This window comes from Sphaerospermopsis sp. FACHB-1194 (assembly GCF_014696235.1).
In the GTDB taxonomy this organism is placed as follows: Bacteria; Cyanobacteriota; Cyanobacteriia; order Cyanobacteriales; family Nostocaceae; genus Sphaerospermopsis; species Sphaerospermopsis kisseleviana.
Genome location: NZ_JACJPU010000043.1, coordinates 22,458 through 35,866 on the forward strand (window position 1 = coordinate 22,458; position 13,409 = coordinate 35,866).

Annotated in this window: 13 protein-coding genes; 2 read left to right on the plus strand and 11 right to left on the minus strand. The window is 36.6% G+C overall.

The features are described 5' to 3' along the window. Positions 1–144: 144 nt before the first annotated feature. The 10 genes from H6F45_RS20515 to H6F45_RS20560 all read right to left on the minus strand — a co-directional run bounded on the left by H6F45_RS20515 (position 145) and on the right by H6F45_RS20560 (position 10,454). A complete protein-coding gene (locus H6F45_RS20515; RefSeq protein WP_190348244.1) occupies positions 145–3,171 on the minus strand; it encodes a type I restriction endonuclease in 3,027 nt (1,008 codons plus the stop codon). Between the two features lie 132 nt (positions 3,172–3,303). Beyond that, positions 3,304–3,717: a type II toxin-antitoxin system VapC family toxin gene (locus H6F45_RS20520; RefSeq protein WP_190348245.1), complete on the minus strand. Its 414-nt coding sequence runs from the start codon at positions 3,715–3,717 to the stop codon at positions 3,304–3,306. A 2-nt stretch (positions 3,718–3,719) separates the two neighbouring features. Further along, positions 3,720–3,950, minus strand: coding sequence for a type II toxin-antitoxin system Phd/YefM family antitoxin (locus H6F45_RS20525; protein WP_190348246.1), 231 nt, complete (start codon positions 3,948–3,950; stop codon positions 3,720–3,722). Between the two features lie 14 nt (positions 3,951–3,964). Further along, positions 3,965–5,263, minus strand: a complete 1,299-nt coding sequence (locus tag H6F45_RS20530; RefSeq protein WP_190348247.1) for a restriction endonuclease subunit S — start codon at positions 5,261–5,263, stop codon at positions 3,965–3,967. Next, the gene (locus H6F45_RS20535) at positions 5,264–5,683 is read right to left on the minus strand and encodes a type II toxin-antitoxin system VapC family toxin (RefSeq protein ID WP_190348248.1); all 420 of its coding nucleotides are present in this window, start codon (positions 5,681–5,683) and stop codon (positions 5,264–5,266) included. It abuts the gene before it with no gap. Then, positions 5,676–5,993: a hypothetical protein gene (locus H6F45_RS20540; RefSeq protein ID WP_190348249.1), complete on the minus strand. Its 318-nt coding sequence runs from the start codon at positions 5,991–5,993 to the stop codon at positions 5,676–5,678. Before H6F45_RS20540 ends, H6F45_RS20535 begins: the two co-directional genes overlap by 8 nt. Positions 5,994–6,059: 66 nt before the next feature. Then, complete coding sequence (locus H6F45_RS20545) at positions 6,060–6,329, minus strand: DUF3368 domain-containing protein (RefSeq protein WP_236104196.1); 270 nt, start codon at positions 6,327–6,329, stop codon at positions 6,060–6,062. A 207-nt stretch (positions 6,330–6,536) separates the two neighbouring features. Beyond that, on the minus strand, positions 6,537–6,821 hold the full coding sequence (locus H6F45_RS20550; RefSeq protein ID WP_190348250.1) for a UPF0175 family protein: 285 nt from the start codon (positions 6,819–6,821) through the stop codon (positions 6,537–6,539). A 201-nt stretch (positions 6,822–7,022) separates the two neighbouring features. After that, positions 7,023–9,257 (minus strand): class I SAM-dependent DNA methyltransferase, encoded by a 2,235-nt coding sequence (locus tag H6F45_RS20555; protein ID WP_347237759.1) that lies wholly within the window; start codon positions 9,255–9,257, stop codon positions 7,023–7,025. 702 nt (positions 9,258–9,959) lie between these two features. After that, positions 9,960–10,454 (minus strand): NUDIX hydrolase, encoded by a 495-nt coding sequence (locus H6F45_RS20560; protein WP_190348251.1) that lies wholly within the window; start codon positions 10,452–10,454, stop codon positions 9,960–9,962. Positions 10,455–11,275: 821 nt separating this feature from the next. Between H6F45_RS20560 and H6F45_RS20565 the strand changes: the two genes are divergently transcribed. Both H6F45_RS20565 and H6F45_RS20570 read left to right on the plus strand, forming a co-directional pair. Next, positions 11,276–11,446 carry a hypothetical protein gene (locus H6F45_RS20565; RefSeq protein WP_187039505.1) on the plus strand — a complete coding sequence of 57 codons (171 nt, stop codon included), beginning with the start codon at positions 11,276–11,278 and terminating at the stop codon, positions 11,444–11,446. A 53-nt stretch (positions 11,447–11,499) separates the two neighbouring features. After that, a complete protein-coding gene (locus tag H6F45_RS20570; protein ID WP_190348252.1) occupies positions 11,500–11,670 on the plus strand; it encodes a hypothetical protein in 171 nt (56 codons plus the stop codon). A gap of 212 nt (positions 11,671–11,882) precedes the next feature. Here the strand turns inward: H6F45_RS20570 and argH are convergent, their stop codons facing one another. Beyond that, entirely contained in the window at positions 11,883–13,265 is a 1,383-nt protein-coding gene (argH, locus tag H6F45_RS20575) for an argininosuccinate lyase (protein WP_190348253.1), read from the minus strand. Positions 13,266–13,409: the final 144 nt, after the last annotated feature.

Here is a 13,409-nt window from a genome sequence, read left to right on the forward strand (position 1 = left end):
TATAAGTGGAACAGGCATCTTGCCTGTTAAACAAGAGTTCAGAATATTAGGATTATACAATTTAGCTGTGTAACAGCTTATTTCTCCTGACGAAATTTTAGTTACATTTCATTAACGCACCCTACAGAATTGGCGATCGCACTATCATAAATTCTCACCTTTAAGACTCTCATAAATACTAGCCAATAACTTCTCAAACACCACCGCTTTAAATTCTTCGTTATTCATCACCTCCATAAAGATTTTCTCATTCCCGTCCATGCGTTCAATAAACAACGCTTCCAGATGCTTTTCTAGGACAGGGGCGAAGTTTTCTTTGCTGTTGACTTGGGCAGCTTGTTTGATATCATCTTTACTAATAGCTGTTTCGGTGATTTGTTCAAAAAATAACTGATCTGCTAGGGTAAAATTAGTCCCAAACCGTTCATTAAGAGAGTCTATAAGCTGGGATAGGGGAACTTCTCTATCTGGTTGACGAGTTCCGACTGCTGTAGCACCTGTTAATGGTTCTGCTGTACCTGATTTTAAATCAATTTTGCCTTCACTGATTTTTTCTAAGCGATAATATTTAATTTCTATATCCCTAGATAAATCAATTTGGGGAGCGTTTTTACTTTTGGGTAATTTCTTGAGTAAAAATCGTCCGTAAGCATAAAGTTTTTCAAGTTCTGAATCTTGATAAGGAATAATTTGCGCTAGGAATAAATACAAATTACGAAAGCTGGTTAATTGATTTTTAAATTGTTCTTGTTCTGGTTCTGCTAATTCTTGATATTTGTCTACAATTGGATCTAATAAACTATTTAATTTTTGATGTTCACCGCCAGTCAAGGAAGTTTTGGGACGAAACCAAATTTCACACCATTGGTTAACATCATCTAGGCTAAAAAGTTGCCATTGATAAAGTTGATAGGATAAATCATTTAATTGTTGGGGGTCTGCTGTTTCTCCTACGGGGGTTTCTTCGTAGTAAGGTTTAAAAGCTTGGTAAATGTCCTCTGGTTTGTTGACAAAATCCAGTACAAAGGTGTCTTCTTTCCCTGTGGTGGTACGATTGAGGCGAGATAAAGTTTGCACTGCTTGGACTCCATCTAGCCTTTTATCTACAAACATTGTATGTAATAATGGTTGGTCAAATCCAGTTTGAAATTTATTCGCTACTAATAATACTTGGTAAGCATCACTGGTAAATTTATCGGCAATTTCTTGAGATTTAATGCCTCCATTCATGTTGACTTCTGTAAATGTTTCATCTGGTAATTCATCTAAGGTGATAGAACCAGAGAAAGCGACTAAAGATTTAATATCACTATAACCTTTTGCTTTAATATATTTATCAAATTCCCGTTTATATCTCACTGCGTGTTCACGGGAACGGGTGACAACCATTGCTTTAGCTTTACCGCCAATTTTATGACGGGTATGGTTGCGGAAATGTTCGATGATAATTTCTACTTTTTGGGCGATGTTATGGGGGTGAAATTCGATAAATCTGGCAATGGCTTTGGCTGCTTGGCGACGGGGTAAGTCGGGGTTATTTTGGGAAAGCTGCACCAATTCATAATATCTTTCATAGCAGGTATAATTGGCTAGTACATCTTTAATATATCCCTCTTCAATTGCTTGCCGCATGGTGTAAAGATGAAAGGGAGATTGACCGTTTTCTCCTGGTTCATCAAATACCAGCAGGGTTTTTTGTTTGGGTGTAGCTGTAAAGGCGAAATAACTCAAGTTAGGTTGTTTGGTGCGGGCAATTTGTTCTTTTAATAGTTCTTGTTTGGCTTGGTCTGTTAAGTCTTCTTCTGTTTCATCTGCTAAAATTTGGGCAGCAATGGCTGATTCAATGCCATCTTTATTGAGAATTTGCCGCAGTTCATTGGCGGTTTCTCCACTTTGGGAACTATGTGCCTCATCTACTATAATAGCAAAGCGTTTATCTTTGGTGGTGATGTCTATGGTTTTACCTTTTTTAGCTAAGGTTTCGATGGCTTTATTAATAAAGGGGAATTTTTGAATGGTGGAAATAATAATTGGTACACCATCATTTAAAGCTGTGGCTAGTTGTTGGGTGTTTTCATCTATTTTTTGCACCACTCCGGCTTTATGGTCAAATTGATAAATGGTGTTTTGTAATTGTTGGTCTAAGATGGTTCTATCGGTGATAACGACGACGGTATGAAAGATTTTTTCATCTTGGTTATCGTGGAGGTTGGCTAACCGATGTGCCAACCATGCAATAGAGTTTGATTTTCCTGAACCTGCGGAATGTTGAATTAAATAATTATGTCCGGCTTTATATTTTTTGGTATGTGCAATTAATTGACGAACTACATTAAGTTGATGATAGCGGGGGAAAATTAAAGTTTCTTTTTTTTGATAGTTAATTCCTGTGGCTGTGGGTGTTTTGATTTCTTCAATTTTTATGTGTAAAAATCGGGCTAATATATCTAATAAACTATCTTTTTGTAATACTTCTCGCCAAAAGTAACTGGTGCGATATTCGCCATTTTCCCCCGGTGGGTTGCCAGCACCGTGGTTATGGCCTTTGTTGAAGGGGAGGAAGTAAGTATTTTCTCCTGCTAGTTTGGTGGTCATCCATACTTCTTCTGTGTCTAGGGCAAAGTGGACTAAGCACCGTTGTTTAAAGACAAATAGGGGGTCTTTGGGGTCTCTATCCTGTTTGTATTGGTGGATGGCGTTGAGGTAGGTTTGCTGGGTGAGGGGGTTTTTCAGTTCGATGGTGGCGATGGGTAGGCCGTTGAGACTGAGGAGGATATCAGGTATACGTCCGGTTTTAATTGTCACTTGGCGGGTGATGGTGAGGCGATTTTTTTGATACTGTGCCAAGGTGTCCGGGTTCATGGCGGTGTTAGGTTGGAAGTAGGCGACTCGTAAGGTTTTACCGTAGCATTTGAAACCATTACGGAGGACATCTAGCATTCCCCGGCTTTTGAGTTCTTTGGTGAGGCTATCTATGAGGATTTTTTGGGGGTCTTTATTGGTGGCTAGGCGTTGCCATTGTTTAGGTTGGGTGGTTTGGATGAAATTGATGATTTCTGTGGGGAAAAGGGCGGTTTCTGGGTCGTATTCTGCGGGGTTACTTTGGTGGTAGCCACTGTGTTGCAGTAGTTCCCGTTCGATGGTGTGTTCAAATTCTTTTTCTGTGTGCATTGGTGTATGACCAAATATTGTAAATATTTTCAGTATAATTCAGTATAAAAGGTTAGTTGGGTTAAGGAACGCAACCCAACATTTAATTTACATATAAATATTTTAATTTTGTTGAGGTTTACTGTTTTAAAATTATGAATTGGGGTTGAGCCAATTTTCTACTTTTAAATTAGGAACGCGAGCAAATTCACGAACATTGGCGGTAATAACTGTTAGATTTAATGTCAACGCATGGGCAGCAATTAATAAGTCATTACCACCAATAGGAGTTCCTTGTTGTTCTAAATCAGTGCGAATTTCTGCGTAGTATTGTTCTACAGGATGATTAAGGGGTAGGATTTCTATGCTATTTAAGATAATTTCCAGTTTTTCTATCAGTTTTGGTGAGTTCTTTTTTTTCGCTCCAAATCTTGATTCACAAGCGACAATAATACTTGTGCAAACTTTGTCTTCTCCGACTTCTTGAATTTTTGAAAATATCACTCCTCTAGGGTTTTTAATTAGTTCGGAAATGATGTTTGTATCTAACAAGTATAAATAAGTCATTTTTACAATTCAATATCATCTAAGGGTAATAATCCTGCGTCAACATCTGCAAAGTCTTCGTCCAGTGGTTCAAGGGTGGAAAGGGCTTGCAGGAGGGATTTTTTATGGATGGGGGAAATAATGGCCAAGGGGATACCATTTTGGATAATGGTCAGGGGTTCTCCTGTTTTTTGGGCTTGGTTAATTAGGGTTTGTAGGTTTTGAGGAAGTTCTGCAAGGGTGATTTGTGTCATGGTGGTTTCTGGGGTTAGGGAATATCAATTTGGCGTACATCTATTTTACCTGTGACGGCGTTGGTGATCAAGGCTGTGCGGTATTCTTTTAATAGGTCTATGGCTTGTTGAATTTTGGCTTTTTGTTCTTCTATTTCGGCGGTTTTTTGGTCTAGATATTCAGCTATTTTTTGTTGTTCATGTAGTGGTGGATCAGCTAATTTAATACTTCCTAAATTATCTTTTGTAAGTTTTGGTTGTGCTGAACCAGTTATCCAGTAGTCATATTCAATAATACAAAGAAGATTTGCCCAGTATTTAAAATTTCCGGAAAAAGGTTTCAAAATATGAGCATGATTATTAACCCAGTATTTACCTTCTGCGATGAATGCTAAGGGAGTTGATCTAGAAAGTAAATTTGCACCATCTTCAGCAATTAAGATTGTTGGTTCATCAAAAATAAAGTTTTCTACATAATCAATAATTCCTGATGCACCATAATAAGAATATATTTTATCAGACATTGATCCTCTTTCTTCAGAACTTAGAGGAATTCTTCTTTTGTTGAGAAATTCACAAATATAACGAAGATTTTTAACATCCCAATGCTGCGGAATTTCCCCCAACCACTCAATACCAGAATCTTTCATCGGGACATTTACATCTAGTCCTTTGGTGACTGCGTGAGTAATAAGGGCGGTGCGTTTTTCGTCCAGTTTTTCTATCAGGGTTTCTTTCTTCGCTATCAGTTCATCTATTTGTTTGGTTTTATAGTCTAAAAATCGGGCTATCTTTTCTTGTTCATCTAATGGGGGAAAACCTAAAAGGTAGTTAGATAAAAAACTCTCTGGCACTCTTTTTTGTCCTGCAACACCGTAGAGTTCAGCAGTCCCTAAACTACTAAATGTAGTAGATTGAGTTAAATAATATATCAGTTCAGGTAATAATTTTTTAGGAAATGCTCTTAACACATGAAACTCTGTCGATCCAAATCCAATCTTGTTATAAAGATTTTTACATAAAGCACCTTTACCATTTTCAAAACAAGGTGTTATTTTAGCTATAATTACATCTCTATCTTCAAAATAAGTGTATCCCTGCCAAACTTCTTCTATTTTCTTTGTTTCTTCTAAGTTAATATTACCATTATTATCAACATACTCCATTGGTACAAAGGAAACTTCGGTATTTTTAGAAAAATTAGAGATACAAGATTTAGATGGATTAATAACACAAACATATTTTAATCGTTTTACTTCCCAATGATCTGGAATTTCCCCCAACCACTCAACCCCAGAATCTTTATACTTATCATAACCCTGATACTTACCCATTTAACTAACTTCCCAATCTTCAAACTTTAACCCGTCAATTCTGCTAAACTCTCTCACATTATGAGTTACCAATATTAAATTATTCGCTAAAGCAATAGCAGCAATTTGTATATCATTGGAACTAATAGGAGTACCAATTTTAGCTAAATCAGCCCGAATTTGTCCATAAACTTCCGCACAATTATCATCAAAAGGTAAAGATACAAACTGATATAAAAATGATTTTTGAATCTTCAAAGCTTTTTCAGGGTTATTACTTCGCTTTGACCCATAAAATAACTCAGCCTTGACCACAGAACAAACCGCAACTTTTTCAGGTTCTAGATTATCGAGATGATAATTAATACTCAATGACCTCCCCTTGAGATACATAATACAAACATTTGTATCTAATAAATAAACTAAAGAATTTTTATTCATTAAACACCCCAACTAAATCATCATCCCTATCTTCATAAATTCCTAGTTCATCAACATTAAAATCAATATCCGCACAAGCACCAGATAAATTGAGTATTCCTTTAGTATGCAGCATATTCTTTTGTTTTAAAAATTCCTGTAATTCAGCCTCAGAGAAAAAATTAAGCATCTCCTTCATTTCCTGAAAATCAATTAAACCTTCCCGCAAAGCATCTAAGACAAGATTAGCAATGATTTTTTGTGGTAAATTACCCCATTCATTTTGAATCTTATCTGTTAAATTATCTGGTAAATCTATGGTGATTTGCATAATTATAAAATCTCCCTAATCTATTTTTTATTTTACCTGAACAAATACCCTACTTCTTTTTTATTCTTAATCCTGTTCCTGTGCCAAAGTCAAAACTTGTACATAAAGTCTGTCAGAAATTCTCATTCCCTGTGCTTGCATCTCATCTAAAACACCTTGAATACTAGCCAACAAACCCCGACGCTTTGCTAATAATAATACCCCTACAGTACCAATTAAAGGCAACTTGCGAGCTATAGCAACTTTCCGTGCTGCTTTTTCATCTATTAACAACTGAGAAGCTCCTATTTCCTCCGCTAAAGCAATGGCTTCTGACTCCCCTAAATCTAATTTCAACGACTCTTGTAAGCTGTTACACAGCTAAATTGTATAACCCTAATGTTTTGAACTCTTGTTTAACAGGCAAGATGCCTGTTCCACTTGTAAGCTGTTACACAGCTAAATTGTATAATCCTAATATTCTTAACTCTTGTTTAACAGGCAAGATGCCTGTTCCACTTATACACATTAAATGCACAACAGCTTATCAGAAACGATTATCATTTAATAATTATGTTGATTTAAAACTAATTCTGCTTGTTCTACCTCTTGACGTAATTCATCCAAGGTTTGAGAATCATCAAAAAGAGAAATACCCCATTTTTTCATCATTTCTATGACTTCTGAACGAGAAATGCCAAGAATTTTACCAGCCCTACCACTGGTAATTTCTCCTACTTCTAATAATGTCATTACATAACCTTCCTTGGCTTTTTGTAAAGCCTTTTGTCTGACTGCTTCTGAAAGCTGCATACTTTCTAATTGCTCATCTAAAATCACTAATGCCATTACTAAAATCTCCCCAATCTATCTTTTAATTTTACAGCATATTCTAGGGACAAGATGAAAACTTTTATTAACAATCTTGCCATCATACCCAAATCCCCGACTTCTATCATCAATTGATATTTTATTGATAAATTGATTAAAAAGGTAATATTATCAACCAATTTATTAACGTGGTAATAAAAGAAATCGGGGATATTATCATTAAACCACTTCCCCTAACATCGCCATAATATCCGCTTCTAAAGATTTAATATCATCCTCAATTGCATCTAAATTTCTGGGTGGTTGATATACATAAAAATGGCGATTTAAAGGAATTTCATAACCTACCTTAGTTTTATCAAAATCAATCCAAGCATCTGGAACATGGGGTAAAACTTCCTTTTCTAAATATTCTTGACAGTGGTTTTCTACTAACTTAATCAATTCGTTGACACTCGCTTTATCTCCATATTCCAAGGGTAAAGGTAAAGGAATATCATCTGGTAAAGGCACAATTTCTGTATCACGTAAATTACTATCAGGTTCAGGATTTCCTTTAGCATCTGTACAAATTTCTGCTTCTGGGTCAGTTTCTCCTAATGCTGCTAAAATGGCTTTTTTTACAGGTGCTTTTAATGTTAATCCTGCCTTTTTTAACACCTTGTTTAAATCTGTTTCCAACTCTGTACGGGATAAATACAGTTTATCAGCTTGCATATTTTGTAAAGCATCAATAATCTGTGATTGGAGATTTTTACCCTCTAATATTTCTAACTGTTGTACTTTTTCATCTTTGCGCTTTTTAGTAGTAGCTAAATTTTGAAACGCTGTTTGTTCCCATAATCTCCCTAAACGTTCCTCGCTTACCTGAAAATTTAATCTTAATGGACGTTCCACAGTAATCTTTAAAAAGCCAAATTCCCGATTATCAAATATTTTAGAACATACTCGCTGTTCTATTTGTCCATCTGTTTCCACTTCACTAATACCATTGTGGTGAAAATCTCCATATAATCGCACCAGTTCGGTAATATGTGCGGGGGATAATTCATTGCGCTTATTACCAAGACTTTTTTTCATTTTCTGGTAATGTTTTGTACCATCAATAAGCTGTACTTTACCTTTTCTATGATCCGCTTTTTTATTAGTAACTAACCAAATATAAGTGAAAATTCCGGTGTTATAAAACATCTGGTCAGGTAATGCAACTACCGCTTCTAACCAGTCATTTTCAATGATCCACCTTCTAATATTACTTTCACCACTGCCCGCATCTCCTGTAAATAAAGGAGAACCATTAAAGACAATGGCAATTCTTGAACCGTCTCCCTCTTCCTCTGGTGGTTTGTGCATTTTTGATATTTTATGTTGCAGGAACAACAATGAACCATCATTAATGCGTGGTAAACCTGCGCCAAATCTGCCATTAAATCCTAAGCTTTCATATTCATCTTTAACAAAATCTTCCTCTGGTTTCCATTCTACTCCAAAGGGAGGATTGGCAAACATATAATGAAATTTTTTATCAGGGTGTCCGTCATGGGGTACGAAGTTATTACTTTTAGCTTTGGCGTTTTTGACTCCCAATGTATCGCCATAAATAATATTATCAATGGGTTCATCTTTAATCAGTAAATCTGCACAACAAATAGCATAGGATTCGGGGTTATATTCTTGCCCAAATAATCCTAAGTTAGCTTGAGGATTCTGATTTTTAATATGTTCTTCTGCTACTGATAACATTCCCCCTGTTCCGGCTGTGGGGTCATAAATAGAACGATAAATACCTTGTTTAAAGACATCTTGTTCATCACAGAAAACCAGATTTACCATCAAGCGAATTACTTCACGGGGTGTAAAGTGGTCTCCCGCTTCTTCGTTTGCTTGTTCATTAAATTTTCTCACCAATTCTTCAAATAAATAACCCATTTGTAGGTTAGAAAGTTTCTCTGGTGATACATCTATTTCTGGTTTACAAAGTTCTTTAATCACTAAATATAAGCGATTACTTTCATCGAGTTTTTCTATTTCACTTTCAAATTCAAACTTTTCAAAAATTTCTTTGGCTTTCGGGGAAAAACTATGAAGATACTTAATTAAATTACTAGCAATACCATCTGCATCACCTAATAATTTTTTAAGTGTAAATTCGCTTAAATTATATAATTCTTGTGTTCTAGTAATACCAGTTTCTTTTTCTATGTGATCTTTAACATCCTTGGCGATCGCTTTATCTAATGCGTTATCTTTTAATCCTATAGCCTCATATTTCGCTTTAGAATCAATAACGATTTTTTTGCTTGGTTCTAATACCGCATCTAATCGCCGCAACACTATCAAAGGTAACATCACCCGCCGATATTGGGGAGGGCGATAAGGTCCCCGGAGTTTGTCGGCTATACTCCAAATCAAACCGACTAACTCTTGATGATTTGTATTTCCTGTATTTGTCACTATAGTAATTGAGTAATTGAGTAATTGAGTAATTGAGTAATTGAGTAATTGAGCAAGTCCTAAGTTGACAATTTCATAGACAAAACTATACTTATATTGACAAAAATCAATATATTTTTAGGAAAAAATCAACTACTTGATATATAATACAGTGATATCAAGTATTGAATTGAGACTATTGCCGACGCGAAAACCAAGCAATGATGGTGGTAGTCTTTTTCAGAAACTTAATTGGAACACAATCGCGTCTGGCTAAGGCGTGAAAGTCTACTGAGGGATAACTGCTCCCATGCTCCCGTTGAAGTAGAAAGTAAAGTCTAGTTTTGTCTAGGTTTTATATAGCAGTAATAAAATTAGAGCGAAGTTAAGCTGTTGTGCCTTTAACTTGAATAATTAATACAAGCAAGATGCTTGTGCTACTGTAAGTTCAGGTTTTTCGATTATACAGTTTAGCTAGTTTTAGGGATAGTTTGTTGGGTTTTGTTCCTTAACCCAACCTACAAGATCAGCGATCGCATTTCAGATTGAAGTTAAGCTGTCATGCAGCTAAACTGTATAATCTTAATATTCTTAAGTCTTGTGGAACAGGCATCTTGCCTGTTAACCTTATATAAATTAAATGCACAACAGCTTATTTATTAATTGGTGATGGGGGATGGGTGATTGGGTAAAGAAAATTAATGACTAATGACTAATTACCAATTATGCCAAAGTTGTTAAACCTTGTAAATAATCTTCTAACTGTCTAGCGTGATCATGAGACATTTGAGGTTGAGGTAAAGAACTAGGATCAAAAGCTTGAATTTCTAACACTTCTAAATTATCTTCAACTTTCATTTCTCCTTGTACTTCTGCTTCCACCACAACACAAATAGAATGAATTCTCGGATCTCGATCTGGTGCAGAATACACCCCTACCAAACGCCGAATTTTTAATAATTCTAGTCCAGTTTCTTCCTTTAATTCTCGACAAACTGCACTAGCAATATCCTCTCCCCAGTCTATCATTCCTCCCGGTAAAGACCAACAACCATCATCACTGCGACGAATCAAAACAATTCTACCATCAGGTAAAATGGGAATCACGCTAGTACCAGTAATGGGATGGCGGAAAATAATACCCAATACTGTTTTTCCAACGTGCCATAAGCTACCAATAGATTTAATTAATGAACTAAAAAAAGCCAGAATGTTCAATCTTCAAATTCTTATTTTGTAATTGTTAATTGGCGAACACTTGATAGAAATGTAACTCACAAAAGATGATTTTCGTTTTTTTTATACAACTCTATCAAGTATTAGGTTTATTATTCTGCTATATAAAACCTAGACAAAACTAGACTTTACTTTCTACTTCAACGGGAGCATGGGAGCAGTTATCCCTCAGTAGACTTTCACGCCTTAGCCAGACGCGATTGTGTTCCAATTAAGTTTCTGAAAAAGACTACCACCATCATTGCTTGGTTTTCGCGTCGGCAATAGTCTCAATTCAATACTTGATATCACCGTATTATATATCAAGTAGTTGATTTTTTCCTAAAAATATATTGATTTTTGTCAATAAATATAAGTATAGTTTTGTCTATGAAATTGTCAACTTAGGACTTGCTCATGGTCATTCTGAGAATCAGTCAATTTTAACATCTGCTGTCAGTAATTGCCTAACTCCTTAAACTCCTTAAACTCCTTAAACTCCTTAAACTCCTTAAACTCCTAACTCCTTGAACTCCTAACTCCTTGAACTCCTGACTCCTTGAACTCCTGACTCCTTGAACTCCTGACTCCTTAAACTCCTAACTCCTTGAACTCCTGACTCCTTAAACTCCTGACTCCTTAAACTCCTGACTCATAAGAAAAATTATGATCAATCCGGCTTGACATACCTCCATTAAATAAGGTAGACTAGGATACTGTTTCAACTATTTTGATTTCTACACTAGGCTGAAAGTGTATCAATAACATCGGTAACTGGATATTGCCTGAGTGTAGGTTTTTTGTTGTTTATTCATGAGGTGAATATGGCCAAGCGCCGTAACCCGAAAAAAGAAAAGGCGCTACGGAACCAGGCTTATGCCAGGAAGTTTCGTAAACGGACTACGACAGGAAGAATGCAAAGACGGTTCCAACAAAGACCACCTAAGAGTGAAGATGAAGAAACAGGGGCAGCAGCAATGGACGCTGCTGATTAATTTTACTGTTTGAATATTTACTCTTTGAATATTTACTCTGGAATTAATTTGCTATGTTTGGGCGTACATTTATTTTTATCTGTACGCCCTTGTTTTTAGGAGGCAGAAGGCAGAAGGCAGAAGACAGAAGGCAGAAGGCAGAAGGCAGAAGGCAACAGTTTATTTTTTTCCCAATCACCCATCACCAATCACCAATCACCAATTACCTATTTAGGGGTTGCTGAATAAACCTAAAACCTTGATATATCAAAGGTTAGAGGCTGATAAACACAGAAATTAGTGCAAGGGTTTTGAAGGGTATACCGGAAAAAGTGTGCATTTTTTGGGATTTCAAGAGATAGCAAAGAAATTTTCAAATCTCCTCCTGACTCCTGACTCCTGACTCCTGACTCCTATGCCCTCACGGAAAGACTTTCTCAGCAACCCCTATTTATTGTTATACAATTTGAGTACGTGCAGCAATGAGCGCCTGTTTAACTTGCTCAAAGCCTGTACCACCGTAACTATTACGGGCTGCAACTACTTGACGGGGTGATATGGCTTCATAAATATCTTCTGCAAAGGCGGGGTGTATTTGTTGCCATTCTTGCAAGGTTAAATCTTTCAGCAGTTTACCAGCAGCGATACTGGTTTTCACGACTTTACCAACGATATTATAAGCTTCCCTAAAAGGTACTCCCCGCGCTGCTAAATAGTCTGCGACATCGGTAGCATTGGAAAAGTCTTCTGCTACTGCTTCTGCTAGGCGTTGGGGTCGAAATTCTAAACCTTCTTGCATTAAAATAGTCATAGCCTCTAAACAGGCTTTAACTGTGTTCACAGCATCAAAAATACCTTCTTTGTCTTCTTGCAAGTCTTTGTTATATGCCAGGGGTAAACCTTTCATAATTACTAACATGGCCTGAAGATGACCAAAAACCCGCCCGGTTTTCCCTCTTACCAACTCTGGTACGTCGGGGTTTTTCTTTTGGGGCATGATGCTAGAACCTGTAGCACAGCTATCTTTGAGGGTGACAAAGCGAAATTCTTCTGATGCCCACAGGATCACTTCTTCCGAAAGACGGCTGAGGTGAACCATGATCATACTCGCTGCACAGAGAAATTCTATGGCAAAATCGCGATCGCTGACTCCATCTAAGCTATTAGCATAAATATCATCAAAATGCAATAGTTTTGCTGTGTAATGTCTATCAATGGGAAAAGTCGTTCCCGCTAAAGCACCACAACCCAAGGGGGAAATATTCACTCGTTTGTAAACATCTCCTAAACGTTCCCAGTCCCGTTGTGCCATCTGCAAGTATGCTAAGAGGTGATGGGCTAAACTCAGCGGTTGGGCGCGTTGGAGGTGGGTATAGCCAGGAATGAGGGTTTCAACGTTGTTTTCCGCAATATCTAGTAATACTTTTTGAAATTCCCTTAAATACTGACGAATTTGTTGAATTTGGTCGCGCAGATAAAGTCTTGTATCTGTTCCTACTTGGTCATTACGAGAACGGGCGGTATGTAGCTTTTTACCGACATCGCCAATAATTTCTGTAAGTCGCTTTTCTACAGCAAAATGCACATCTTCGGCATCAATACCAGGTTGAAATTTACCTTCTCGGTATTCTTGCCTAATTTGTTCTAAACCTGTAACTAATTTCTCTCCTTCTTCTGGGGAAATAATTCCTGTGTGAGCCAGCATTTGAGCATGAGCTTGAGAACCAGTGATGTCATATTCTATGAGTTCAATGTCAAAACTGATACTGGCATTAAAACGAGCGATCGCTGGATGTAGAGCGGTTTCAAACCGCTGGCTCCAAGTTTGTTTTTCGGTCATAAATTAGAAAGGAGAGGTAATAACAATTTGTGATTTTAGACTTTGAATGAATATCAATTCCAAATTTAAAATCTAAAATCTAAAATTTAAAATCTAAAATCTAAAATCTAAAATCTAAAATCTAAAATCTAAAATCTAAAATTC

Coding starts and splice junctions, on each gene's coding strand:
- argH (WP_190348253.1), bottom strand. CDS start 13,265: ATGACCGAAAAACAAACTTGGAGCCAGCGGTTTGAAACCGCTCTACAT.
- H6F45_RS20535 (WP_190348248.1), bottom strand. CDS start 5,683: ATGAATAAAAATTCTTTAGTTTATTTATTAGATACAAATGTTTGTATT.
- H6F45_RS20550 (WP_190348250.1), bottom strand. CDS start 6,821: ATGGCATTAGTGATTTTAGATGAGCAATTAGAAAGTATGCAGCTTTCA.
- H6F45_RS20570 (WP_190348252.1), top strand. CDS start 11,500: ATGTTTGGGCGTACATTTATTTTTATCTGTACGCCCTTGTTTTTAGGA.
- H6F45_RS20525 (WP_190348246.1), bottom strand. CDS start 3,950: ATGACACAAATCACCCTTGCAGAACTTCCTCAAAACCTACAAACCCTA.
- H6F45_RS20515 (WP_190348244.1), bottom strand. CDS start 3,171: ATGCACACAGAAAAAGAATTTGAACACACCATCGAACGGGAACTACTG.
- H6F45_RS20565 (WP_187039505.1), top strand. CDS start 11,276: ATGGCCAAGCGCCGTAACCCGAAAAAAGAAAAGGCGCTACGGAACCAG.
- H6F45_RS20530 (WP_190348247.1), bottom strand. CDS start 5,263: ATGGGTAAGTATCAGGGTTATGATAAGTATAAAGATTCTGGGGTTGAG.
- H6F45_RS20540 (WP_190348249.1), bottom strand. CDS start 5,993: ATGCAAATCACCATAGATTTACCAGATAATTTAACAGATAAGATTCAA.
- H6F45_RS20520 (WP_190348245.1), bottom strand. CDS start 3,717: ATGACTTATTTATACTTGTTAGATACAAACATCATTTCCGAACTAATT.